Below are 25,245 nucleotides of genomic sequence, written 5' to 3'. Positions count from 1 at the left end.
CCATGCGCTACGTGCTCCGCAGGCTCGGCTTCTACCTGCTCGCCGCGTGGGCCTCGCTGACGATGAACTTCGTCATCCCGAGGCTCGCGCCGGGAGACCCGGCCACGGCGATGTTCGCCCGCTTCGAGGGCCGCATCTCCCCCGAGGCGCTGGTGGCCCTGAAGACGGCGTTCGGCTTCACGGATGCGCCGTGGCACGTGCAGTACTTCACGTACCTGAAGCACCTGCTGACCGGGGATTTGGGCCTGTCGTACGCGTACTACCCGTCGCCCGTGTCGGAGGTCATCGGCACGGGCCTGTTGTGGACGCTGGGGCTGGCCGGGTGCGCGGTCATCATCAGCTTCGCGGTGGGGACGATGCTGGGCGTGCTGGCCGCGTGGAACCGGGGCGGTTGGCTGGACTCCGCGCTGGCGCCCGCGCTCGCCTTCCTGGGGGCCTTTCCCTACTTCTGGCTGGCCATGCTGGCCCTGTACCTCTTCGGCTTCGGGCTGGGCTGGTTCCCGCTGCGTCACGCGTACTCGCACGACGTGGAGCCCGGGGCGACGCTCACCTTCCTCGCGGACGTGGGACGACACGCGGTGCTGCCGGCGACGTCCATCGTCGTGGCCACGCTCGGCGGGTGGATGCTGAGCATGCGCAACACCATGGTGGCGGTGCTGGGCACGGACACGCTGCGGCTGGCGCACGCCAAGGGCCTGCCGCCCCGCCAGGTGATGCTGCGCTATGCGGCGCGCAACGCGCTCTTGCCCAACGTCACCGGCTTCGGCATGGCGCTGGGCTTCGTGCTGAGCGGCTCGCTGCTGACGGAAATCGTCTTCTCGTATCCAGGCACCGGCTACCTGCTCATCCTCGCGGTGCGCAACCAGGACTACCCGCTGATGCAGGGGCTCTTCCTGGTCATCACGCTGGCGGTGCTCGCCGCGAACTTCGCCGTGGACCTGCTCTGCCTCTGGCTGGACCCGAGGACCCGCGCCCATGCGTGACACCTTTCGACGCTTGCTCCGCCAGCGCAAGGCGGCGGTGGGAGGCACCCTCCTGCTGGGCTTCCTCCTCGTCGCGCTGGTGGGCCCGTGGTTCGTGATGGACCCGACGGAGCTGATGGGCCAGCCCCACCAGCCGCCTTCGAGTGCCCACTGGTTCGGCACGACGGGCCAGGGCCAGGACGTGCTCGCGCAGACGGTGGTGGGCGCGCGCGAGACGCTGGCCATCGGCTTCGCGGTGGGCGCGCTCGTCACGCTGGTGGGCGCGCTGGTGGGCATCACCGCCGGCTACCTGGGCCGCCGCGTGGATGACGCGCTGACGCTCACCACCAACATCTTCCTGGTCATCCCGGGCCTGCCGCTGGCCATCGTCCTGGGCGCCTATCTGCCGTCTGGTCCGTTCCGCATGGTGGTGGTGCTCACCTTCGCGGGCTGGGCCTGGAACGCGCGCGTCTTCCGCGCGGAGGCGCTGTCGCTGCGAGGTCGGGACTTCGTCGCGGCGGCCGTCGTCGCCGGAGAGAGCCACCTGCGCATCATCACCCGCGAGCTGTTGCCCAACATGGCCTCGCTCGTGGCCTCGTCGTTCATTGGCAACACGCTGTACGCCGTGGGCGCGCAGGTGGGCCTGGAGTTCCTGGGCCTGGGTGACGTGGGCTCGGTGACGTGGGGCACCAACCTCTACTGGGCCGGCAACGACGCGGCGCTCCTGACGCGCTCCTGGTGGATTTTCGTCCCCACGGGCATCTGCATCGCGCTGGTGGGCTTCTCGCTCACGCTGCTCAGCTCCGCCATCGACGAGCTGACCAACCCCTCGCTGCGCGCCCCTCCGAAGGCGCCCAGCGCCGCGGTGGTGCACGCCGTCGCCTCGCCCGAGCAGGAGGCCGCCACGCCCGGCGCGCTCTTGAGCGTGCGCGAGCTGTCCATCGAGTACATGACGCAGGCGGGCCCTTCCCGCGTGGTGGACCAGGTGTCCCTGGATATCGCCCCCGGCGAGGTGTTCGGCCTCGCGGGTGAGTCCGGCAGCGGCAAGTCCACGCTGGGCTCCGCGCTGTTGCGCCTGTTGCCCTCGTCGGCGGCCATCACCCACGGACGCATCCTCTTCGACGGAACGGACGTCACCGCGTTGTCGCCGGAGGCGCTGCGCGCCTTCCGGTGGAGCCGTGTGTCCATGGTGTTCCAGAGCGCGATGAGCGCGCTCAACCCGGTGCTCACGCTGGGCGAGCAGTTCCACGACACGCTCGCGGCGCACGGAGGTAACTCGCGCGCATCCTCGTACGCGCGGGCCCGTGAACTGTTGAGCATGGTGGGGTTGAAGCCCGAGCTGGTGGACGCATGGCCGCACCAGCTCTCCGGGGGCATGCGCCAGCGCGTGGGCATCGCCCTGGCCCTGGCGCTGGAGCCCCGGCTGGTGGTGATGGACGAGCCCACCACCGCGCTCGACGTGGTGGTGCAGAAGGAGCTGCTCCAGCGCGTGGTGGAGCTGAAGGAGCGGCTGGGCTTCGCGGTCCTCTTCATCACGCATGACCTGCCGCTGCTGCTCGCGCTGGCGGACCGCGTGGGCATCCTCCAGGCCGGCAAGCTGGTGGAGGTGGACACCGCGCAGCGCCTGCGCACCGACGCGCGGCATCCGTACACGCGCCTCCTGTTGTCGTCCTTCCCTCACCTGGGCGCGGCCGACGCGCCGACGCCGTCACCCGACGTGCTGGAGCAGGCCACCAGCGCGCTCAAGCCGCCGCTCGCCGCGTCCCCCGGAGGTCGTCGATGAGCCATCCCCTGCTGGAAGCCTCGCGCCTGAATCGGAGCTTCCCCGTGGGCGGCTTCCTGTCCCACGCGCGCCGCAAGGTGCTGACGGATGTGTCCTTCTCGCTGGAGCGCGGAGAAATCCTCGCGCTCGTCGGCGAGTCCGGCAGCGGCAAGTCCACGCTGGCCCGCCTGCTGGCGCGGCTGGACACCCCGGACTCGGGCGACATCCTCCTTGGCGGAGAGAACGTGCTCGCCCGCGAGGGCGGCGCCGCGTCACTGGCCTACCGGGGCCGCGTGCAGATGGTGTTCCAGGACCCGTTCGCCTCGCTCAATCCGGTGCACACGGTGGCCTATCACCTGGAGCGCTCGCTGGTGCGCCATGGGCGCGCACGAGGCGTGGAGCTGACGCGACGGGTGCACGCGCTGCTGGAGTCGGTGGGGCTGACGCCGGCGGAGCAGCTCGCGAAGCGCTATCCGCACGAGCTGTCCGGAGGCCAGCGTCAGCGCGTGGCCGTGGCGCGGGCGCTGGCGGTGGAGCCCGACGTCATCATCGCGGACGAGCCCACCTCCATGCTGGACGTGTCCACGCGCCGGGGGGTGCTCCAGTTGCTCAAGGGCCTGACGCGCGAGCGCGGCATTGGCATCCTCTTCATCACCCACGATCTGGCGAGCGCCCGTCACCTGGCGGACCGCGTGCTGGTGCTCTACGCGGGCTCCGTCGTGGAGACGGGCCGCACCAGCGACGTGCTCCAGGCGCCTCGCCACCCGTATACGCGGCTGTTGTTGTCGGCCGTTCCGGATGGCGTGGACTTCCTGCGCACGCCCCTGCCCGCGCGCGTGGCGACCGTGCCCGCGCCTCCTCTGGGGTGTGCCTTCGCGCCCCGCTGTCCTCACGCCGACGTGCGGTGCCACGAGGCGCTTCCTCCCTTTCACCTTCCCGCGGCGGAGCACCACGTCCGCTGCCATCTCGAGTCCTCGAAAGGAGTCCCTGACGATGCGGCAGTTTCCTCATGACTTCGTGTGGGGTGTGGCCACCTCCTCGTACCAGATTGAAGGAGCCACCGACGCCGACGGGCGCGGTGAATCCATCTGGGACCGGTTCGCCGCCACGCCCGGTAAAATCGCCGACGGAACCAACGGCAACGTCGCCTGCGACCACTACCACCGCTGGCGCGAAGACGTGGAGCTGATGCGCTGGATGGGATTGAAGGCGTATCGCTTCTCCGTCGCCTGGCCGCGCGTGTTCCCCATGGGGCGCGGCAAGGTGAACACCGCTGGCCTCGACTTCTACTCGCGGCTGGTCGACGGACTGCTGGAGGTGGGAATCGAGCCTGTCGTCACGCTGTACCACTGGGATTTGCCGCAGGCGCTTCAGGACAAGGGCGGCTGGGCCTCGCGCGACACGGTGAGCGCGTTCGTCGAGTACGCGGACGTGATGAGCCAGAAGCTCGGGGACCGGGTGTCGCGGTGGATTACGCACAACGAGCCCTGGTGCATCAGCATCCTGGGCTACGCCAACGGCGAGCACGCCCCCGGCATCAAGGACTGGGGCCAGGCGCTGGCCACGGCCCACCATGTGCTGCTGTCGCATGGACAGGCCGTCCCCGTCATCCGCGCCAACGTGCCCAGGGCGGAGGTCGGCGTCACCCTCAACCTGGTGCCCGCGGAGCCCGCGTCGCCCAGCAAGGAGGACCATGACGCGTGCCGCTCCTTCGACGGCGGCTTCAACCGCTGGTACCTGGACCCGCTCTACGGGAAGGGCTACCCGCGCGACGTGATTGACGACCATGTCGCCGAGGGGCGACTGAAGTCGGACACGCTGCCCTTCGTGCGACAGGGGGACATGGCGGACATCGCCGCGCCCATCGATTTCCTCGGGGTCAACTACTACAACCGAGGCGTCATCCGCAGCGACCGCATCCCCGAGGCGCAGAACGCCCCGCGCACCGTCCACGTCAGCCCCGAGAAGACGGAGATGGACTGGGAGGTGTCGCCCCACGGACTCACCCAGCTGCTCGTGCGGCTGCACCAGGACTACAAGCCCGGCCGCCTCTACGTCACGGAGAACGGGGCCGCCTACGGCACCACGCCGGACGCGGACGGCCGCGTGCGGGACACCAAGCGCGTGCACTACCTGCGCACGCACCTGGAGGCCTCGCTGGAGGCCATCAAGCAGGGCGTGCCACTCAAGGGCTACTTCGCGTGGTCGCTGCTGGACAACTTCGAGTGGGCGTACGGCTATCAGAAGCGCTTCGGCATGGTCTACGTGGACTACGCGACCCAGAAGCGCATCCCCAAGGACAGCGCGCACCTGTACCGCGCCGTGGTGGCCCAGAACGGGCTGGATGTGGAGCTGGCCGCATGAGAGCCCTGTTCCTCGCACCCCTCCTCGCGGCGGCGCTCTACCAGGCCCCCGTCCACGCCGGGCAGGACGCGCAGCCCGTCCAACCCGGCGGCGCGCAACCTCAAACGGCGCCGGTGGAAGCAACTCCGCCGGCCGCCGCTCCTCCCGGTGGCGCGCCGCCCGCGGCCACCACCACGACGCCCTCGGGTCCTCCGAGCCCGGCGCCGTCTCCCGCGCCGCAGCCCCTCACCCTGCAGCCCGTGGACGTCACCGCGGGCGCGGAGCAGGCCACCGTCGTCAAGCTCCAGCGCGACGAGCGGGGCTTCAAGCTGAAGGTGGACGGCCGCGACTTCCTGTTGCGCGGCATGAACTGGGGCTACACGCCCATTGGAGAGAACTACCGGTATTCGCTCTGGAACCAGCCCGACGACTTCGTGCGCGCGGTGCTGGCGCGGGAGATGACGCTGCTGCGCGACATGGGCGTCAACGCCATCCGCCAGTTCGACGACATCCCCCCGCGCTGGGTGGAGTTCATCTTCAAGAACTACGCAATCACCACCGTGGTGAACCCGCTGATGGGCCGCTATGGCGCCACCGTCAACGGCACCTTCGTGCCCAACATCGACTACTCCAACGCCGCGCATCGCAAGGCGCTGCTCGAGGAGCTGGCGAAGAAGGTGGAGGTGTACCGGGGCGTTCCGGGCGTGTTGATGTGGCTGCTCGGCAACGAGAACAACTACGGCCTGCACTGGACCAGCTATGAAATCGAGGCGCTGCCGGGCCAGGAGGACGCCGCGCGCGCGGTGCACCTCTACACGCTGATGGGCGAGGCGGCGCGGACCATCAAGGCCCGCGACGTCAACCACCCGGTGGCGATGGCCAACGGCGACCTCCAGTACATCGACCTCATCGCCAAGCACGCCACCGACATCGACATCTTCGGCGCCAACGTCTACCGAGGCCCCAGCGTCCGGGACTTGTACGAAGAGGTGCTGCGCAAGGTGGACAAGCCGGTGCTCTTCTCGGAGTTCGGCGCGGATGCGTTCAACGCGCGGGACGGCCGTGAGGACCACCTGTCGCAGGCCGAGTACCTGCGCCAGCAGTGGGAGGAAATCTACACGCAGACGTACGGCCAGGGCCGCGTGGGCAACGCGCTGGGCGGCTTCGTCTTCCAGTGGGTGGATGGCTGGTGGAAGGTGGGCCAGGAGGCCAACCTCTCCCTGCACGACACGACGGCGTCGTGGCCCAACGGCGGCTACGCGGCGGACTTCGTGGCCGGTCAGAACAACATGAACGAGGAGTGGTTCGGCATCTGTGCCCTGGGTACGCCGGACGACGCGGGCATCTCCCGCATCCAGCCGCGTACGGCCTACTACGTGTTGCAGGCGGCCTTCCGCCTGGACCCGTACGCGGAGGACACGGACCTGGACCGCATCCACGCGCACTTCGCGGGCCTGCGGCCCTCCGAGCTGTCGAAGAGCTACGAGTCCTCCATCGCCCTGGCGAAGGCGGACGAACTCAGCGCGGTGCGGGTGTCGAACCTGCGCCTCGTCATGGACAGCTCGCTGTCGCGTGGAAGCATCGCGACGACGCGGCCGAACCTGACGGCGGCGGACCACACGGAGTCCATCTTCTTCGACCTGGCGCTCCAGCCCGCCACCGGCGTGTACGGCCGCGCGTCCTTCAACGTGGTGGGCAACGTGGCCACCAACCGCCTCAACAACCTCTTCTACGAGAACCGGGGCACCACGCCGACGCCGACGACGCCGGCACCGGGGGCCTCGCCGACGCCGGGCGTCTCCCAGCCGGGAGTGAATGGCTTCGACCGCTTCGCGCTGTACCAGGCGGAGTTCAAGCTGGACCGCGCGGACTTCGCGTTGGAGGGCTTCTACCGCGTCGGCCACTACCACTGGGGCGAGGAGGGCGACTTCTTCGGCCTGTACCGCGAGGCCAACTACGGGCCGAACATCGACATCTACCATGGCAACGCGCCCTTCGGCGTGGTGCTCAGCGGCAAGCGCTCCTTCGAGGGCTTCAAGCTGGCGGTGGGTCCGGAGCTGTACTGGGGCGCAAACCCTTCCGTCGTCGCCAAGTACCGCAAGGGCTTCGGCGACATGGCGCTGACGCTGGTGCACCAGGAGGACATCGCCCGGGGCGCGACGCAGCAGACCGCCTCCGTCATCCGCGAGCGCGTGGCGCGTCGCACGGCGCTGACCTTCGAGTGGAACCGGGGTCCGCTGGCGCTCGACATCGGTGGCATCCTGGCCGCGCCCCAGCGCATCGGCGAGGAGTTCACGTGGACGCGCGAGGCGACGGGCGGCGCCAGCTACATGGGCAGTGGCCAGGAGGTGCTGCGCGACAAGGTGCAGTTCCTCGACACGCTCGGCGCGAAGGCGCGGGCCACGTATGACCTGGGCGGCGTCCGGCTGTTCGCCCAGGGCTCGTTCCGCGGGCTGGTGGCGGACGGTGGTCCCGAGCCGAGCATCGTGCTGACGGGTTGGAGCCTGAGGGAGAGCGGACGCGGCAACCACTTCGGAGCGCAGGCGGGTGCGGCCTTCCAGTTGGGCACCATCGAGGTGGCGCCCAACGTGCTGTACCAGAAGCCGCTCATTGGCCCGAATCCGAACATCCCCGACACGTATGACCAGGACTCGGGCACGTACTTCCCCGCCGTGCGCGCTCGCAACGTGTTGCAGGACGCCTTCACCGTCCTAGACAACCGCGAGACGCTGGGCGCGGAGCTGCTCATCACCTTCGACCCGACGCCGGGGACGTGGTTCTGGGCGTGGGACCGGGAGATGCGCGAGGACGCGCCCTTCGCCGCGGGCCTGGACCTGGTGTACCGCCGACAGCCGACGTCACGGGATGCGAGCATCGCCATCCTCGCGGACGGCAGCGCGGTGGCCTTCGCCGGAGCGCCTCCCGCGCGCGACGAGTGGGAGACGACGCTGCGCATGGTGGGCAATCCCACACAGCGGCTGAAGCTGTACGGCACGGCCTTCGTGGGCAGCGTGCAGTCCGGAGGCGAGGACGCGCGGCAGGTGCGCCGCTTCGGCCTGGACGCCAACGTGCTGTACGACACGCTGCTGCTCGCCACGCAGCTGCGGTTCAACGACTGGGGTCCGTACGACTACCACCGCGTGTTCAACCTCACGTATCCGGTGCAGCTCGGGGGCGACGTGTCCTACGGGCTCAAGCGGCCGGTGCTGGGCGCGGTGTCCACGCGCTTCGGTCTGCGAGGGCTGGTGCGCATGCTGGATGAGTACTCGGAGGGCATGAGCACGACGGCCATCACCGAGGGGCTCAAGGGCCGCGAATACGAGGTGGGTGCGTATGCAATCCTTTCGCTCTGAGGGACAACGTATGAGGACGTGTCTCGTGCTCCTCGCGGTGCTGGGCATCTTCGGGTGTTATGACCGCGCGAGCTATGTCTATGGCGAACCGCTGGAGGACCTGACGCTCGAGGTCTACGACCCGACCATGGGCGTGTATCCGAGCACCGTCATCCTGGACGACCCGAACAATCCGTTCGCGGACTCGACGCCGGGGACGGAGACGAAGTGGGTGCTCCAGGCCAACGCGGGGCCGGTGGCCGCGTTCTACTCGTGGGCCACCGTGCTCGCGCGGGGACCGTATGGCGAGGCGCAGTACTACGTCGGCCTCAACCTGCTCGGCGTGTACCAGAACGGACTGGCGAGGCAGGAGGACCTGCCGGTGGTGCGGGACATGGCCATCCGCTCGTACCAGTCGGTGTTGGACAACTTCCCGGACGCGGTGACGTACGACTCGACGGGGACGATTCCCTACGAGCTGTTGACGCCGTCCTACAAGGCCATCGTGGAGATGGGTGGGACGGTGACGGGCGGTTGGGTGCTGGTGCGGACCTCGAGTGGTGGTGAAAGGGCGGTGCGGCCATGAAGCGGACCGTGGGAGTGCTGCTGTTGACGTTGGCCGCGTGCCGGCCGGACCCGGGTGCCTCCGACTACGAGAACCACCAGCCGTCCTCGCAGGACGACGCCGGGACGAATCCCCAGGACGAGGTGCTCCCGGGGCCGTTCCCGTTCGAGGCGGGCCAGCGGCGCCTCTTCGTCGGCTTCTACGAGGGAGGCCGGTCCGAGGAAATCATCATCAACGACGTGGACACGCACATCTACCTGTACGAGGGCACCGTCACGATTGAGTCCTCGAGCACGCGCATCGAGGGGAAGACGGCGGACCGCATCGTCCACGCGGGCAAGGGGTGGCTGGGGTTTGGCATCCACTGGGATACGGGCCACAACCTGGACGCGTGGAAGACGCTGCACGTGAGCCTCAACTCGTCGGACCCGGGGTTCGCCTCGGTGAAGATTGGGATGAGCGACACGGAGGGCGTGCAGCTCGACGTGGCGAAGTATGGGTATGTGAACGACGGGCAGTGGCACCACCTGGCCATTCCGCTGTCGGACTTCACCGCCGCGGGCGTGAGCCTGGGCGCGGTGCTGTCGCCCTTCGTGTTCATCGCCGGCGGTGGGCCCTCGGGCAACGCTCTGCTCTTGGACAACTTGTACTTCACGACGAACTAACTGTGAGGCTCGGGCCCGCTTCCGTGGTTCGAGGGAGCGGGCCTGTGCCGAGCCCACGGGCAGCAAGAGGCGAGCACCTCCGAATCGAGCTGTGGTTCTATATCACCCCTTCACGATGACGCCTTTCAGCTGGGTTCGCGCCTCGAACTCGCTGGCCAACAGCTCCATTTTCACCGGGTCCTCGCAGCCCAGGCTCAATGAGAACATCGGCGCCGCAGGGTGCCGATAGAGGAGCAGACACGCGTCATCGCGATCATAGAGCGCGCAGCGCTCGGTAGGAGGGATGCGCTTGAAGTCATGCTCGTCGGCCAGGGTCGACACAAGGTCCGAGCGAAATCGGGGAGCGGAGTTAGGGGCGTCAGGTGAAGTAAAGACTCTTCGATAGGGAAAAGCCGACAAGCGAACGGCCTTGAAGGCTTCGTAGTAAAGAAACTCCTCCAGACCTACGTGCGCCAAGTGAGCGGTATCCGGAGAGAGGTTCTTCTCGAGCGGCATGCGGACGAGCAAGCAGTCATCGCCACCATGCGGCTTCGCACGGTCGAGGAAATAGTCCCAGCCTGCCGGCCCATTGTCCCCCGCCACCAGGAGACAGCGGCCATGCCGCAACCAGGACAGGGTTTGGTAGGTCAGGATTTTCCCATCGATGGAGAGGTCGGCCTCCGCAAGCTCGAGTCCGCCCATTCTGGAGCCCATGGTCTGAAGGAAACGCAGGTAGGCCCCTGGCAATGCCCCTGCGTGTTCTTCCAGGAGCTCGATATCCACCTCGTCGGCGGGCTCAATCTCCCGTGCGAAACCGGGGCGATATTTTTCGATGAGTTCGACAAGTGCCTTCATGCTTGCCTCCGCGTCAAGGACACTTCGTATCGCAGTACAAGGCAGGGAGCCCTTCCTGGCATTTCGCGCACGACGGCACGTTCTCGCCAGACTTGAAGCCGTCCTTCTTGCTGTACTCTTTCTCCAAGGTGACCCTCTTCGTCACGGGGTCCTCGACCAATGCCTCGAAGACAATCTTGGTCCCCATCTTGGCGACACTCGACCCGTCAATCGTCTTGAGGCCTTTCACCATGGGAGAGAACCATCTCTCAATGAGCTGACGCGGTTTGTGACCCTGATTCTTCTGCATGATTTGCTTGGCGGCACACTGCCATGGGTCCGAGTTATCACCGGCGCCCCCGACAAGAGGACTTGCACATACGAAGCCCGCAGATGACACGGCTCTCGCAAAAGCCGGGGGTGCCTTGCCCGAACAGGCGGCAAGCTTCCCTCCTTGCTTGCACACACAAATCATCACGCCGAGCATGTAGCCCTTGGAGAAGGTGCCATATGCCACCTCCATCCGAAGGACGGCGTTCACTTCGAAGAACGCCTCAAGAGCACCCACCTTGGCCTCGAGGCTTTGAATTTCGCCGGTCAAGCCTGCCAGTTCTTGTTTCTGGGGATCTGTCAGCAGCCCTTTCTTCTGCAATCGCCGCAGTGGAATGTGCGCTCTGCGTTTCCGCGCGAGTTCGATGTTCGCATTGTTCAAGTCTCGAATCTTCTCCTTCTGCGCATCAAAAGCGTTGCGCACGGCTTTGGTCAGCGCGCGAATCATATCTAGCGTCTCAGCGCCAGCCTCCAGCGGATGCGTCTTGCCACATCTCCCACATGGCTTGTCGTCGCCATAGGTGACGGCAACGACCTTGGCATTCTGGATGAGCCCCGTCATGGTGGCGGCATTGGCAGGGCTGCCTGAGGGACCACAGTTGTTGAGCATGGGGTCGCTCAACAACTGGACGTTCTTGCCTTCGATTTGAACGTTCATCGAACCGGGTCCCAAGAACTTCGTGGGACCATGGGTGTTGCTGGAGATGAGGCCACCACCGGTCCCCTTGCTGGCCATGTCACCCTGACTGCCAAAGCTTGCCCCTGCGACAGCGACAGGCTGTCCGTCAATGGTCACCGTCTTGGAGTAGCCTTTGGGCGAGTCGCCACTCTTGCCGATATTTGGCAATGGAGTGGGAACAAACGGAGCAGGCGGGCCAGGCATCTTGCAGACATTAGGAAGCGTGGCTGCTGCAACTCCCGAGCTACCCTGGGTGACAGGGGTCTTCGGGGGATTGATGGCTACGGTGCCCATGTTCGGATTTCTCCTCGATGCCCAGGACTCGGCGCCTCAAGCAGTGCAGCGGCCCGAAGTCCGGCATCAGAGCTGCCCCAGACCAACGTACGAGGGCCACGTGAATACTCTCGGCGCCATGCTTGCGCGCACATCAGCAAGTTCAACGCGCCTGTCGCCGCACCCACCTCGCCGCAACTCCGCACGGGAGTATGGTAGGCGGAGGCATCACGAAATGAAGCCCCGAGTCGCAGCGCCACGAAGCCCCATTCCTCGGTGCGATACCGCTCGCCGTTGATGTCGCAGTAGATGTTCTCGACCACGTCTCGTGGTTTGTCGAGTGGGTTGAGGGCTTGGCGCACGACTGAAGTCAGCCCGTCCGCCAGGTTGAGCGCGGGCGTGTTTATCAACTGGGTCTCACGAGCCGTAGCCGTCGCGCGCACACTCGCGGCGGGCGCCAAGCCCAGCTTGCGTGCGTTGGACTCAGGCATCAGTGCGATGAAGGCAGCGGATTCTCCAGGAGCAAACCCCGTACGAGACCCCTCCTCCAGCCACTGATTGTTTTCACGCAGCCAATCGAGCGTTTCGAGGTCCTGGTAGCTGTCGATCCCACCCACGAGTATCAAGGGGCACCGACCAGCGTGGCCGCCCCACGTAACAGCCTGGTGAAGGCTCTCCAGTGCCGCCGCATGGCCTGTGAGGCGAGGCTCGACTCGCAGGCGAAGACGACCGGCGTCGACGGCACTCAGCATGGCAACCACCCGCTGAAGGTCGGGGGGCTCCCAACCCGGGCGCTCTTCCGGGAATCCGACGAGCACAGGCACCTCGACATTCCACTGTGCCGCCGCTGGCGCCAGTTTCTCAAGAACTTCGGCCAGCGCCGCGACTCCAAGTGCAGCCATGCGCTCTGCTGCACCCCACTCCCGGCGGTCGAGCAAGCCATCCTGCGCGAGAAATGAATCCGTCCCGCTTCCCAGTTCCGATACCTGCACGCGTCGCACTCGGCTGATACCTGCTCGAATCGCGGCGGCAGTGGTCTCCGCGGTCGTCCCCACGGGCGTCCGTGCTCCGGCCGCGACAATTTGTAGCGCCGCACTCATCTCAGTCGGGCCTCATGGTAATCACCGTAAAGTCGAGGTGGTCGAGTTCGAGCGGTCCAACCTTGAGCCCCGTCTGGTAGACCATACTCAGTTTCTTCAGCTCAGGTTCGATGAGCACTGTACCCAGTGTGGCCTCGTGGAATTGCCGAATGGATCCAAAATGGGTGTCAAACCCGAAGCGTAGGCGAGGTAGGACCAATCCAAGTGAGCCGTGTGGCGAGAGCTGGTGTAGCGCAATCCGTTCTCCACCCACAAGACGACGTGACGAACGCTGATCAACAGGTGCGCAGAGGGCCGAACGGGCGTCGAAGTCGCGCGGCAGCAGTGGGCGTTGAGTCTTCGACCAGACATCGTCGAAAGTGCCGAACAGTTCGATACGTGGTGACCAGTGGCTGGCGATGGGACCAAAGCCAGCAGGCCCATTCTCCGCGGGATTGCCTTGCAGGTACTCGATGCGATGGGCGGGCTGCCCTACGAGATGCGCATCACGAGTGGCCAGACCCCGTCCCACGGGGTTGCGAGAATCCCCACGGTGCTTGCGAGGGTCCGGGTCGTTGGTATCGAACCCTCCCCATGCCCATTCGTAGTGGATGCGCTGACGCACGAAGGGCTCTGCGGTTGATGGTCTCACGCCCAGAACGCCACGCCGGTAGACACGTTCTCCGTGGACCACCAGCATCTTGTCCACGTCGTGGATGCGAACAGCAACGTCGACCCTCGAAGCGGGCCGCCCGCCTGGCGCATGCGCACAGGCATGAATGACGACATCGGTATGCGGCTTGGGCGCAACGAGTTCGGCCTCATATTGGAGGCTGGACTGGCCGGGAGCCCCCAGATAGACAGGCTCATGCAGCGGGAGGCCCTGTTCGGCGGATAGGCTCAGGCGACCTCGCTCGTCGAACTCGAAGGTTGCCTTGACGGCAACAACCCAGACGTGATTGCCGTCCTTGTCTCGAATCCAGGTACGTTCGGCGCCAAAAGGCGTGCGATTCGAAAGGACCCACATAAGGTTCGCCGTATTCGCCAGTCTACGCAATCAATCTCAGGCATCGGCAAGGGTCGCCCAGTATCCAGCGCGCTCATTGTCCAGAACCATGCAATTTTCGCAGACAAAGAGTGTCTTGCCGTCGTCAGGATTGGATGAGCTCTCTCACGCGACAGCCACCTTGACGCTCACCGCCTGACGCCCACCTCGCGCTGCGTCGTCACCGCCTGTTCCACCGCGCATCCCCCTCCTCCGCGGTGAGGAGGATGAGCGTCGCGGTGATGGCGGCCTGCACATCCGGCGGGTCGCCCGTGAGCGCGTCCCGGTACAGGAAGAACTGCCCCACCCTCACGATGACGTTCGACAACGCCTCCAGCCCCATCGCCGGTCGGAGGTGCTTGTCCCTCACGCCCTCCTCCAGCGCCCTCCGGATGCTCGCAGCGCAGCGCTCCTCCACCCGGCTGCTCTTCGACATCAGCACGCGCATCGCGTACTCGGAGTCCTGCTGGATGAAGCGCCGCAGTGGCGCGTCCTCCACAATCAGGTGGATGAGGCGCTGGGTGACGTCCGCCACATACGCCGTCCCCTCCCCCTGGAACTCACTCCTCGCGGCGGTGAGCGCGGCCTCGAACCGAAAGGACAGCACCTCCCCATAGAGCAGCTCCCGGGTCCCCGCCCAGCGGAACACCGTCGCCCGACTGACGCCCAGCTCCTGCGCCATCCGGCCGATGTCGAAGCGCTCACCCTCATTCCACCACCGCATCGCCAGCGCGAAGAGGTCCTGCGGCGTCGCCCGCGTGGGCACCTCCAGCCGCTGAGAGAGCGGCGTCACCCGCGCCCGCGCCTTCTCTCGCGAGGCCGGCCGACGCGTCCTCGAAGGCGCTTCCTTCGTCGCGCGCCGCGAGTCCTTCACGCGCGTCCGTTTCATGTCGCCGCGCTCAGCATCTTCCGCCGTCGCCGCCGCATCCCCGCCACCAGCACCCGCTGGTACAAGGTCGGCAACAACCGCTGGAACAGGTCGATGAGGACCGCGTCCCCGCCAATGAGCTGCCGCCGCCGGTTCTTCCGAATCGCAGTGAGGATGTCCTCCGCCGCCCGCTCCGGCGTGGTGGCCAAGGCCTTCTCGAAGTCACTCGACGAGCGCTCGTCCGTCCACCCCCGACGCACCGTCACCCGCGCATTGCGCGCGATGTTCGTCTTGATGCCCCCAGGATGCACACAGGTGACACCGATGGTCCCCGGATCCACCTCCAACTCCTGCCGCAGCGCCTCCGTGAAGCCCTTCACCGCGAACTTCGCCGAGTTGTACGCCGCCTGCGTCGGCACCCCAATCAGTCCGAAGACGCTCGACACATTGACGATGTGCCCCTCGTCCACCGCCTTCAGGTGCGGCAGGAACGCCTTGGTGCCGTACACCACCCCCCAGAAGTTGATGTTCATCAGCCACTCGAAGTCCTCGTACCGGGTGTCCTCGATGGTGGCGCCCAACGCCACGCCCGCGTTGTTGATGATGATGTGGACCGCGCCGAACTCTCGCGCCACGTCATCCGCCCACGCGTGCACCTGCTCGCGCTTCGCGACATCCACCCGGTCCGCCCGGACACGGACACCCAGCGCACGGCACTGTGTCTCCGTCTCGGAGAGCCCCTGCACATTCACGTCCGACAGCGCGACGTGACATCCCTGACGCGCGAGCAACACCGCCGTGGCCCGGCCAATGCCCGAGCCCGCTCCGGTAATCGCCGCGACCTTGTCCTTCACCGATTTCATCCGTTGGCTCCGTTCCGCGTCCACCGCCACCGCGTCAGCCGTGCGCCTGCTTCCGGGGGCTCGCCCCGGTTTTCAAGGACGCGCGCCGACGCCGGGTGATGGCGACATATTCCGAGGGCTCGAAGGTGGCGACGCGGCGCCTGTAGTCGAACGTGAAGCCCGGCCACAGCGTCGAGTTGCGCCCCGTCGCATCCAGGTACCAGCTCACACACCCGCCCCGCATCCACACCGTCCGCGCCATCCGCGCGTCGACGTCGCGGACGAACGCCTCCTGCGCCTCCACCGTCGGTTCCACCGCCGCCAGCCCCCTGCCCTCCAGGTAGCGCAGCGCGCTGAGCACATGCGCCAGCTGGCTCTCAATCATCAGGATGACGGACGTGTGCCCCAGCCCCGTGTTCGGCCCCAGCAACATGAAGAAGTTGGGGAACCCGCTCACCGACGTCCCCAGATGCGCCTTCATGCTCCCCGCCCACGTCTCCGCCAACGTGCGCCCATCGCGCCCCCGGATGTGCCGGGCGAATGACGGCTCCGTTATCTGAAAGCCCGTCCCGAAGATGAGCGTGTCCACCGGATGCTCGACGCCCGATGCCGTGACGACGGAGTGCTCGCGCACCTCCTGGAGCCCCTCCGTGACGACCTCGACATTCTCCCGCGTCAGCGCCGGCAGGTAGTCGTCCGACACGAGCACTCGCTTGCAACCCATCGTGTAGGAGGGTCGCAGCTTCGCGCGCAGCACCGGGTCCGGGACGGACTGCTTCAGGTGCCGCCATGCCCCTCGCTGGGCCCAGCGGATGATCCACGGATACATGAACGCCAGCGCGGACAGCTCCTTCACCGCGTAGAGGCCCGCGCGCATCAGCCACCGCGCCCCGGGAACACGCGCGTACAGCCACTGCTTCCAGCCCGAAATCGCGTGGTCATTGCGCGGCAGAATCCAGGGAGGCGTGCGCTGGAAGAGGACCAGCCGCTCGACCTTCGGCTGGATGGCCGGGACGAATTGAATCGCGGACGCGCCCGTGCCCACCACGGCGACCTTCCTGCCCGTCAGCTCATGCGAAGGGTCCCACCGCGCCGAGTGCATCACCTTGCCCTGGAAGCGCTCCAGCCCCGGGAGCGAGGGCTGTACCGGCTCGCCGAACGCCCCCGCCGCGAGGATGAAGACGTCCGCGGTGAAGAACCCCTCCGACGTCTGGAGGCGCCAGTGCCGCGCATCGTCATCCCAGCGCGCGTCCTCCACGGCGTGACGGAAGCGCACGTGGGGGAGCACGCCGAAGCGCTCCGCGCAGTCGCGCAGGTACGCGTGAATCTCCGGCTGGGGCGAGTACGCCCGGGACCAGCGCGGATTCGGCGCGAAGGAGAACGAATACAGATGCGACGGCACATCGCACGCGCACCCCGGATACGCATTGTCCCGCCAGACGCCGCCCACGTCGTCCGCGCGCTCGAAGAGGACGAAGTCCTCCAGCCCCTCCTGCTTGAGCCGGATGGCCATCCCCAGGCCGCCGAACCCACTGCCCGCGATGGCCACGTGGAAGTGCCGCGTCGGGGGAAGGGACATCCAGGCCTCCAGTGGGAATCCGCGCTACGGACTCCCAGCATGGCGCGCCATGAGTCACTTCACAAGGGTGACGCATGCATGAGGTGCCCCGACAGGGTGTCGCATGAACGACAGGCTCGGGCGGAGGCTTCGAGCCCACCGCCGGGAGGCCTACGCGGTCAGGTGCTCGACGAGCGTCTTGAGGCCGATGCCGATGAGCACCAGGCCGCCGAGGATTTCGATGCGGGTGCCGAAGCGCTCGCCCAGCCGCTTGCCGGCCCAGGCACCGACGATGGACAGCACGAAGGTCATCACGCCGATGAGGGCGGTGGAGAGGACGATGCCCAGCTCCAGCGCGGGCAGCGTCACGCCGACGGCGAGCGCGTCGATGCTGGTGGCCACGCCGAGCGTCAGCAACATGGGCAGGGGGATGCCGGTGGCGGCGCGCTCCTCCTCGTCATGGGAGAACGCCTCCCAAATCATGTGCCCGCCCACGAGCGCGAGCAGCCCGAAGGCAATCCAATGGTCCACCGCCGCGAAGTGCGTGAGGATGGCCTTGCCCCCGAGCGCACCGCCCAGGGACATGCCGAACTGGAACAGGCCGAAGGTCAGCGCCAGCTTGAGGACATCCGGAGGCCGAGCCCCCCGGATGGCCATGCCACTGGAGACAGCGGTGGCATCCATCGCCACGCCGAGCGCGAGCAGAAGCAGGGTCACGGAGGCCACGGACTACTCTTTCTCGATGTCGCGGTCCCAGAGCTGAACGCGGGTGTTCTCGTCGGCCAGCCGTCGGGTCAGCTCCGCGGCGATGGCCACCGAGCGGTGCTTGCCACCCGTGCACCCCAGCGCCACCGTGAGGTACGCCTTCCCCTCCTTCTGGTAGCGAGGGAAGAGGAAGCGGCACAGGTCCACGACCTTCTCGAGGAACTGCTGCGTCTCCTCGCGGTCCAGCACGTACGCGGCCACCTTGGGCACCTTGCCCGTCAGCCCCTTCATCTCCGGGACGAAGTACGGGTTGGGCAGGAAACGCACGTCCAGCACCAGGTCCGCCTGCGGCGGCACCCCGTACCGGTAACCGAACGACATCACCGACAGGCTCGGCCCCGCGGCGGGCTCCGGGCTGAAGCGCGCCTGCACCATGCGCTTCAAGTCGTGCACGTTCAGCACCGACGAGTCGATGACCTGGTCGGCGATTTCGCGCAAGTCACGCAGCTCCTGGCGCTCCGCCTTGATGCCGTCCGCCACGGTGCCGTTGGGCGCCAGCGGATGGCGGCGGCGCGTCTCGCTGAAGCGACGGATGAGGCTGTCGTCGCTCGAGTCGAGGAAGAGCACCTCCACGTGGTGACCGGCGCGGCGGACCTCGTCCAGCACCCGGGGCGCGTCCTTGAGGAACACGCCTTCACGCACGTCCATCACCAGCGCCATCCGCTCGATGTTGCCCCCGCCCGCGAGCTCCGTGAGCTTGGGCAGCAGCAGCACCGGCAGGTTGTCGATGCAGAAGAACCCCGCATCCTCCAGCGCCCTGATGGCGGTGGACTTGCCGGAGCCGGACATGCCGGTGATGACGACCAACTGTTTCGCGGGCGCGGTCACTCGACCTCTTCTCCCAGGGTGCGGCGCATCGCCCCTTCGGCGATGGCTCGGTTGAGCCGCTCGGCGAATTCCCTCGCCGAGTGGTGGCCCTGAAGCTTCAACAACTGGTTGCGGGCGGCCACCTCGATGATGGTCGCCATGTTACGGCCTGGACGCACGGGTACCACCGACAGCGGGATGTCCACACCCACAATCTGGAGGTGTTTGTCCTCCACGCCCAGCCGGTCGTACTCCTGATGGGGGTCCCATTCCTGCAGCTCGATGACGAGCTCGATTTTCTTCTGCTCGCGCACCGCCGCCACGCCGAACAGGTCCTTGATGTTGATGATGCCCAGGCCCCGGATTTCCATGTGGTGCTTGATGACCGGGTTGCCCGCGCCGTAGACGGCCCCTTTGCGCCGGGTGACGTCGACGATGTCGTCGGCCACCAGCCGGTGGGCCCGCATCACCAGGTCCAGGGCAATCTCGCTCTTGCCGATGCCGCTCTTGCCGAGCAGCAGGATGCCCACGCCGAAGACGTCCATCAGCACGCCGTGCAGGCTGCTGGACTCGGTGAGCGCTTCCTCCAGGAAGGACTGCACCCGGGTGATGAACTCGCTGGAGAGCAGCGGCGTCTTCATCAGCGCCAGCCCGCCGGACTCACACGCCGTCACCAGGACGGGCGGAATCTCCAGCTCCTTCGTCACCACGACGCACGCCAGGTCCTCTTCCTCGAAGAGCTTGGAGAGCGCCTCGCGCTGCCGCGACTCCGGCAGGGTGGCCAGGTACGAAATCTCCGTGTTTCCGAACACCTGGACCCGGTGGGGGTGGAGGTGCTCGGTGAAGCCCGCCAGCGCCAGCCCCGGCTTCTGGATGCGTGGTGAGTCCACCGTCCGAGTCAGCCCGCTCGCGCCCGCGATGAGCGTGAGCCGCAAGTCGTAGTCGTGGTCCTCGATGAGCTGGGAGATGCGGATGGATTTCATCGTCGGGGCCTGGAATATCACTGGTGGGACCTTTTGAGGCGAGGTGCCCACCTGGCATGTCGTCCCCTACCTCTACCCCCGATAACCCACCCGAGCGAAGCCCTGGTCGCCCGCTGGGGGAATCGCTTGGGACTTCAACAATGAGCGCCGAGGCCATTTCCCGCCGCCTCGTGCGTTGCTAAGCCCCCGGCCATGTCCGACTGCCTCTTCTGCAAGATTCGAGACGGCCTCATCCCGGCCAAGTTCGTCTATCAGGACGACGCCTGCCTGGCCTTCGAGGACATCAATCCCCAGGCGCCCACGCACGTCCTGTTCATCCCCCGCAAGCACATCGCCACGGTGAACGACGTCACCGCGGAGGACGAGGCCACGGTGGGCCACCTCTTCGTGGCGGCGGCCAAGCTGGCGAAGCAGCGGGGCCATGACAGCAACGGGTACCGGGTGGTGATGAACACCCACCGCGACGCGGGGCAGACGGTGTTCCACATCCATCTGCACCTCCTGGCGGGTCGGCCGCTGCTCTGGCCTCCAGGCTGAGCGGGCACGCGCCGCGGATCGCCAGGGCGCTGGAGTGGACGCGAGCCGGGTGAGCGGGTGCTAGCGTTCCCCGACAGCGCAGGGGTGCGCCGCGCATGCCCTTCACCACGGAATCCTCTCCCAGCAACCGCCGCGCCTATACGGTGCTCTCGCTCCTGCTCGCGGCGGTCGCCGGCGCGGTGAATGCGACGGGCTTCGTGGCGCTCGGCATGCACACGTCTCACATGTCCGGGAACATGGCGGCGCTGGGCGAGTCGATTGCCACGGGCGAAGCACGCCTCGCGGTGCTCGCCGCGCAGTTGCTCCTGTCCTTCCTGCTGGGCGCGGTGTGCGCGGCGGCGCTGCTGGATGCGTCCCGACACCGCTCGCGAGGCCGGCACGTCGCCGCGCTGATGGTGGAGGTGGTGACGTTGGCCGGCATCGGCACGGCGCTCACGTCCTCGCCGGGGACGCGCGCGCCCGTGCTGATGTGGGGCCTGTCGTTCGCCATGGGGCTGCAGAACGCGCTCGTCACCCGGGTGTCCGGCGCGGTGGTGCGCACGACACACGTCACCGGCATCCTCACGGACATTGGCATCCAGTTGGTGCGGATGTTCGCCTGGGTACGGGACGGGGCTCGCGGCCAGGGCGTCGCCGGCGTGATGCGCGGGCTGCGCGCCCTGCCTTCCGCCATCGAGTTCGAGCGCACGCGCCTGCACCTGGGACTGGGCGCCGCGTTCCTGCTGGGGTGCACCAGTGGGCCGCTGCTCTATGTCCACCATGGGCCCGCGGCACTGGGGTTGCCGTGCGCGGTGCTGCTCCTGCTCATTGGCCTGGACTTGAGCCCGGCGGCGCGGCGCCAGCCGGACTCGGCCTCGCGCGCCTGAGTCACGGCGAAGCGGGCTTCGCCATGGGCACCTTCGGCGGGCCCGAGGGCGCCTCCACATCCACGACGTTCGCGTCGGGGCCAATCTGGCGCAGCACCCGCAGCACGCTGCTGCGGTCATCGGTCCAGGCGAAGTCCTGTTCGTCTCGCAGCCCCAGGCGGCGCACCCGTGCCTTGGCACGGGTGAAGGTGGGGCCCCAGGAGAACTCGCGGTCTGGACTGAGCAGCATCCAGTTGCTGCGCAGCGCGCTTCCTTCCGTGTCGTGGAAGACGAAGGCCGCATACATCCCCAGGCGGCGCGCGTGCGACAGCGTCACTGGCACCAGGTCCAGGTGCACGTTGCTGATGTGCAACGCGAGGACTCCGTGCGGAGCCAGGTGCCGTTTGTACAGGGCGACGGCCTCCTCGGTGAGCAGGTGCACGGGGACGGAGTCCGAGGAGAAGACATCCAACGCCAGCACGTCGAACCCACCGGGCTCGCCCCGCTCCAGCTCGCGCTCCAGGGAGATGCGCGCGTCCCCTTCCACCACCTCAATCGTCGCGGGCGAGTCGCCCAGGTAGCTGAAGAAGCCGCCCTCGCCTCGCGCCAGGGAGATGACCACCGGGTTGATTTCATAGAAGCGCCCCCGGTCCTCCTTCTCCAGCAGCGCCGCGCTCGTCCCCACGCCCAGCCCCAGCACACCCATGCGCAGGCCCGGAGGCAGTCCCACCGCCGCGCGCAGCCGACGCTGCTCGGCGACAGCCAGTCCCAGACCGGCCTCTCGCGTGTAGTAGGTCGTGGGCCACGAGCGCAGCTCCGGTTTGACGTACTGCATGCCATGGGTGATGGCGCCGTGGCGCTGACTGTAGAGGTGCTTGTCCGGCGACTCCTCGTTCTGCTCCGTCACCCGCACCACGCCGAAGAAGTTCCGCTCGCTGAACAGCGCCTTGTCCAGCTCCCGGTTCACCGACAGGAACAGGTTCACCGTCACCATGACGAGCATCGCGCCGCGCAGCACCCGTCGGCCGCGCTGACTCCACGTCTCTGCCGCCGGCCCGCGCACCATGCCCGCGAGCGCCACCGCGCAGCAGCCCCCCAAGGACAGCGGGTACTCCCAGTACGCGCGGAAGAAGGCGGTGGCCACGCCGCTGACGAACAGCGCGCCCAGCACGCCACCGGCGGACACCCACAGGTAGAAGGCGCTCAAATGGCGCGGTGACGGACGCAGCCGGTACAGCTCGCCGTGACACACCATGCAACCGGCGAAGAGCGACGCGGCGTAGGCGATGAGCTGGAGGGTGAGCGGGAAGTGGGCCCCCGCCGCGTGTGCGTGCGCCACCATCGCTCCGGAGCCGATGAGCAGCACCGAGTAGACGGTGCGCGAATAGAAGGACTCTCGCGAGAAGGCGATGATGAAGGTGAGCAGGTAGACGGCCAACGGCAGCACCCAGAGGAAGGGACCCGCCGCCACGTCCTGCGAGAGCTGGTTCGTCGTCGCGAGCAACAACACGGACGCGCACGTGGCCAGTCCGAGCCACGCCAGCGTCCGGCCCACACCGGGTCGAGCCTCGGAGTCGCGGGGCGCGGCCTCCAGTGAGGCGCCTCGTGCTTCTCGCCGCATCGCCTCGAAGGCGGCTTCCCGGGCCGCCTCCGCGTCCGTCTGAAACCGTGACGCCGACTCAAACGCCGTCGATGAACCTGCGCCTGCATCCTGCGTGGCCATCGCGCCGACTCGGGCGCTGACGTCTTGCGATGCGAGTTCGCCCGCTGTCACTCGGGCCGTGGCGCCCTCCACGAGGGAATCCTCTCGTGGACCTGTCGCTTCCGTGCTCGCCACCACGCGCTCATGCCGCAGCACATCCAGCGCGCACACCGCGCAGGCTCCCACGAAGAGGACGAAGCCCACGCCCCAGCCCCACGCCTGCGTGGCTCGCCCCACCCACGGCTCCACGAGGAAGGGGTAGCCCAGCAGCGCCAGCAGCGAGCCCACGTTCGACAGCGCATACAGCGCATACGGTGAGCGGCCGGGCCTCGCGCGAGCAAACCAGGACTGGAGCAGCGGCCCCGTCGTGCTCAACACGAAGAACGGCAGGCCGATGGTGGCCGCCAGCATCGCCAGCAACCTCGGCACCGCCAGGTCCGTGCCCACCGGACGCCACTCCGGCCCCGGTGCCACCGGCGAGCCCACCCACAAGGCCCGCGCCCCCAGCACCGCCACCGCCACCGCCAGGACGCCCAGGTGCACCTTCGCCTGCGTCCGTGGCGTCAGCCGCGAGGCGAGCCCGTGCGCATACGCATACCCTCCCAGCAGCGCCGCCTGGAAGAACAGCATGCATGCGGTCCAGACGCCGGGCGTGCCTCCGTACCACGGCAACGCATACCGCCCCGCCAGGGGCTGCACACCAAACAGAAGGAAGGCACTGGTGAAGATGGCGACGGCGTAGCGGAGCATGGCGAACCTGGAGGCTGAATCAGACCGCGGGCGCGGTGGCCGGAGGTGCTCGCCGGGAGCGCAGCGCACGCGCCCCCGCGGTGAAGAGAGACAGGGCCAACGCCAGCAACACCACCGCCACCACCCCGTTCACCCGGGAGACGGCGGAGCTGGCCGGCTGCAGCGCCTCGCGCACCAGGAGCACCAGGCTGGTGAGCGTCACGGCCCCCACGAACAACATGGGCACCAGCGCGTACACATACGGCCGGCTCGTGCTCTTGAGCCACACACAGACGCCCAGCAGGGACAGCGAGGCGAGCAACTGATTGGACGTGCCGAACAACGTCCAGAACGAGCGCCACGCCCCCGTGCCCGCCAGCAGCACGAAGGCCAGCGGCACCCCACACGTCACCGCCGTGGCCACCATCGCCGACACCCGCCCCTTCCGCCCCGTCAACTCCTGGAGGATGTAGCGCCCCAGCCGCGTGGACACATCCAGCGTGTCGAACACGAACGTGGAGAAGGCCATGGCGCCGAACGTCGTGGCGAAGACGAGGTGCTCCTTGCCCAGCACCGTGACGAGTAGGCGTCCCAGCCCCGCGCCGTACACCGCGCCCGGCGCCTTGCCCGTCAGCTCCCCCTTCGTGGCAATCATCACCGTCGCCAGCGCGATGACCGCCACGAAGCCCTCCAGCAACATCGCCCCGTAGCCCACCGGCTTGCAGTGCGGCTCCTTGTCTATCTGCTTCGACGTGGTGCCCGAGCACACCAGCCCGTGGAACCCCGAACACGCCCCGCAGGCGATGGTGACGAAGAGGAAGGGAAACAGCGCGCCTCCCGCCCCCGGCACGTTGAAGCCCGCGAAGGCCGGCTGCTGAATCGACAGCTCCCCGCTCAGCCCACCGTAGAAGATGCCCACCACGCCCACCGCCAGCGCCGCGTAGAGCACGAAGCCGCCCAGATAACCGCGCGGCTGCAGGAGCACCCACACCGGCGTGAGCGACGCGACGAAGCAGTACGCGAGGATGAGCGCCGCCCAGCCCCGCGCATCCAGCACCAGCAGCGTGGAGAAGCGCGTGCCCAGGTACACGACCCCCAGCGTCGCCGGCACGAAGATGAGCGTCTGCAGCCACAGCGGCGGCTTCAGGTACCGGTCCACCAACCCCATCACCACCGCCAGCGCCAGGTATGCAATCGACGCGAAGGCCACCGCGCCGCCCGGGTTGAAGCGGAAGGTGAGCCCCTCCAGCTCCGCGTCGCCGCTGACAAACGTCGCGGCCGTGGCGTCCGTGAAGGCGACGATGACGTAGACGAGCGCCACCCAGATGAAGGCCAGCATCGCCAACCCCGCCGTTGCCCCCAGGTGGGTGCGCACCACCTCCGCGATGGAGACGGCCCCGTGGCGCACGCTGGCCACCAGCGTGGCGAAGTCATGCATCGCCCCGATGAACACCGCGCCCACCGCAATCCACAACAGCGCCGGCAACCAGCCGAACTGCTGCGCCGCGAGGATGGGGCCCGCGATGGGACCCGCCGCGGCAATCGCGCTGAAGTGCTGACCCAACAGGTAGAAGGGCTTCGTCGGCACGAAGTCCACGCCGTCGTTCTTCGCGTGCGCGGGCGTCTGGGCCTCACCGTCCAACCGGAACTGCCGGGCGATGAAGCCACCGTAGAAACGATAGCCGAGGGCCAGCACCACCAGGAACACGCCGGCAATCAGGGGGAGGCTCATCCCTGAAGGCTTTCCCGCCCGGGACTTCC

The 25,245-nt window shown here is 67.6% G+C and carries 21 protein-coding genes; 9 read left to right on the top strand and 12 right to left on the bottom strand.

The genetic code is table 11. The features are described from left to right. The first annotated feature begins 2 nt into the window (after positions 1-2). The 7 genes from HUA75_RS15715 to HUA75_RS15685 are packed head-to-tail and all read left to right on the top strand — an operon-like array spanning position 3 to position 9,629. Positions 3-983, top strand: coding sequence for an ABC transporter permease (locus tag HUA75_RS15715; RefSeq protein ID WP_141644429.1), 981 nt, complete (start codon positions 3-5; stop codon positions 981-983). Beyond that, positions 976-2,745, top strand: coding sequence for a dipeptide/oligopeptide/nickel ABC transporter permease/ATP-binding protein (locus HUA75_RS15710; protein ID WP_174486852.1), 1,770 nt, complete (start codon positions 976-978; stop codon positions 2,743-2,745). Before HUA75_RS15715 ends, HUA75_RS15710 begins: the two co-directional genes overlap by 8 nt. Then, positions 2,742-3,737: an ABC transporter ATP-binding protein gene (locus HUA75_RS15705; RefSeq protein ID WP_174486851.1), complete on the top strand. Its 996-nt coding sequence runs from the start codon at positions 2,742-2,744 to the stop codon at positions 3,735-3,737. The genes HUA75_RS15710 and HUA75_RS15705 overlap by 4 nt, the downstream gene beginning before the upstream one ends. Further along, a complete protein-coding gene (locus HUA75_RS15700) occupies positions 3,718-5,088 on the top strand; it encodes a GH1 family beta-glucosidase (protein WP_174486850.1) in 1,371 nt (456 codons plus the stop codon). The genes HUA75_RS15705 and HUA75_RS15700 overlap by 20 nt, the downstream gene beginning before the upstream one ends. Continuing rightward, positions 5,085-8,420 (top strand): glycoside hydrolase family 2 TIM barrel-domain containing protein, encoded by a 3,336-nt coding sequence (locus tag HUA75_RS15695; RefSeq protein ID WP_174486849.1) that lies wholly within the window; start codon positions 5,085-5,087, stop codon positions 8,418-8,420. Before HUA75_RS15700 ends, HUA75_RS15695 begins: the two co-directional genes overlap by 4 nt. Positions 8,421-8,430: 10 nt before the next feature. Further along, complete coding sequence (locus HUA75_RS15690; protein WP_174486848.1) at positions 8,431-8,985, top strand: hypothetical protein; 555 nt, start codon at positions 8,431-8,433, stop codon at positions 8,983-8,985. Continuing rightward, a complete protein-coding gene (locus tag HUA75_RS15685) occupies positions 8,982-9,629 on the top strand; it encodes a hypothetical protein (protein WP_174454243.1) in 648 nt (215 codons plus the stop codon). Before HUA75_RS15690 ends, HUA75_RS15685 begins: the two co-directional genes overlap by 4 nt. A 102-nt stretch (positions 9,630-9,731) precedes the next feature. Here the strand turns inward: HUA75_RS15685 and HUA75_RS46720 are convergent, their stop codons facing one another. From HUA75_RS46720 to hprK, 10 genes are all read right to left on the bottom strand, one after another. Beyond that, on the bottom strand, positions 9,732-10,463 hold the full coding sequence (locus tag HUA75_RS46720) for a hypothetical protein (RefSeq protein ID WP_246137328.1): 732 nt from the start codon (positions 10,461-10,463) through the stop codon (positions 9,732-9,734). Between the two features lie 13 nt (positions 10,464-10,476). Beyond that, the gene (locus HUA75_RS15675; RefSeq protein ID WP_174486847.1) at positions 10,477-11,745 is read right to left on the bottom strand and encodes a PAAR-like domain-containing protein; all 1,269 of its coding nucleotides are present in this window, start codon (positions 11,743-11,745) and stop codon (positions 10,477-10,479) included. Then, on the bottom strand, positions 11,733-12,725 hold the full coding sequence (locus HUA75_RS15670; protein WP_371746119.1) for a hypothetical protein: 993 nt from the start codon (positions 12,723-12,725) through the stop codon (positions 11,733-11,735). The genes HUA75_RS15675 and HUA75_RS15670 overlap by 13 nt, the downstream gene beginning before the upstream one ends. A 100-nt stretch (positions 12,726-12,825) precedes the next feature. Beyond that, positions 12,826-13,830: a DUF2169 domain-containing protein gene (locus HUA75_RS15665; RefSeq protein ID WP_141644420.1), complete on the bottom strand. Its 1,005-nt coding sequence runs from the start codon at positions 13,828-13,830 to the stop codon at positions 12,826-12,828. Positions 13,831-14,029: 199 nt separating this feature from the next. Continuing rightward, positions 14,030-14,737: a QsdR family transcriptional regulator gene (locus HUA75_RS15660; RefSeq protein WP_174486845.1), complete on the bottom strand. Its 708-nt coding sequence runs from the start codon at positions 14,735-14,737 to the stop codon at positions 14,030-14,032. Further along, on the bottom strand, positions 14,734-15,579 hold the full coding sequence (locus tag HUA75_RS15655; RefSeq protein ID WP_174486844.1) for an SDR family oxidoreductase: 846 nt from the start codon (positions 15,577-15,579) through the stop codon (positions 14,734-14,736). The genes HUA75_RS15660 and HUA75_RS15655 overlap by 4 nt, the downstream gene beginning before the upstream one ends. 34 nt (positions 15,580-15,613) lie before the next feature. Next, positions 15,614-17,137, bottom strand: a complete 1,524-nt coding sequence (locus HUA75_RS15650; protein WP_174486843.1) for an NAD(P)/FAD-dependent oxidoreductase — start codon at positions 17,135-17,137, stop codon at positions 15,614-15,616. A 150-nt stretch (positions 17,138-17,287) separates the two neighbouring features. Then, the gene (locus HUA75_RS15645) at positions 17,288-17,842 is read right to left on the bottom strand and encodes a manganese efflux pump MntP family protein (protein WP_141644416.1); all 555 of its coding nucleotides are present in this window, start codon (positions 17,840-17,842) and stop codon (positions 17,288-17,290) included. Between the two features lie 3 nt (positions 17,843-17,845). Then, positions 17,846-18,709: an RNase adapter RapZ gene (gene rapZ / locus HUA75_RS15640; protein WP_141644415.1), complete on the bottom strand. Its 864-nt coding sequence runs from the start codon at positions 18,707-18,709 to the stop codon at positions 17,846-17,848. Then, complete coding sequence (hprK, locus tag HUA75_RS15635; RefSeq protein WP_141644414.1) at positions 18,706-19,671, bottom strand: HPr(Ser) kinase/phosphatase; 966 nt, start codon at positions 19,669-19,671, stop codon at positions 18,706-18,708. The genes rapZ and hprK overlap by 4 nt, the downstream gene beginning before the upstream one ends. 192 nt (positions 19,672-19,863) lie before the next feature. Here hprK and HUA75_RS15630 point away from each other — a divergent pair, with 192 nt between their 5' ends. Both HUA75_RS15630 and HUA75_RS15625 read left to right on the top strand, forming a co-directional pair. After that, on the top strand, positions 19,864-20,208 hold the full coding sequence (locus tag HUA75_RS15630) for a histidine triad nucleotide-binding protein (RefSeq protein ID WP_174486842.1): 345 nt from the start codon (positions 19,864-19,866) through the stop codon (positions 20,206-20,208). Positions 20,209-20,303: 95 nt separating this feature from the next. After that, positions 20,304-21,074, top strand: a complete 771-nt coding sequence (locus tag HUA75_RS15625) for a YoaK family protein (protein WP_174486841.1) — start codon at positions 20,304-20,306, stop codon at positions 21,072-21,074. Between the two features lies 1 nt (position 21,075). Here the strand turns inward: HUA75_RS15625 and HUA75_RS15620 are convergent, their stop codons facing one another. After that, positions 21,076-23,505, bottom strand: a complete 2,430-nt coding sequence (locus tag HUA75_RS15620; RefSeq protein WP_174486840.1) for a spermidine synthase — start codon at positions 23,503-23,505, stop codon at positions 21,076-21,078. 19 nt (positions 23,506-23,524) lie between these two features. Beyond that, entirely contained in the window at positions 23,525-25,216 is a 1,692-nt protein-coding gene (locus HUA75_RS15615) for a carbon starvation protein A (RefSeq protein WP_174454235.1), read from the bottom strand. Positions 25,217-25,245 lie beyond the last annotated feature (29 nt).

This window comes from Myxococcus sp. CA040A (assembly GCF_013336725.1).
Classification (GTDB): domain Bacteria; phylum Myxococcota; class Myxococcia; order Myxococcales; family Myxococcaceae; genus Myxococcus; species Myxococcus llanfairpwllgwyngyllgogerychwyrndrobwllllantysiliogogogochensis.
Note: the sequence above shows the minus strand (reverse complement) of the source record. Positions and strands in the feature narration are given on the sequence as shown.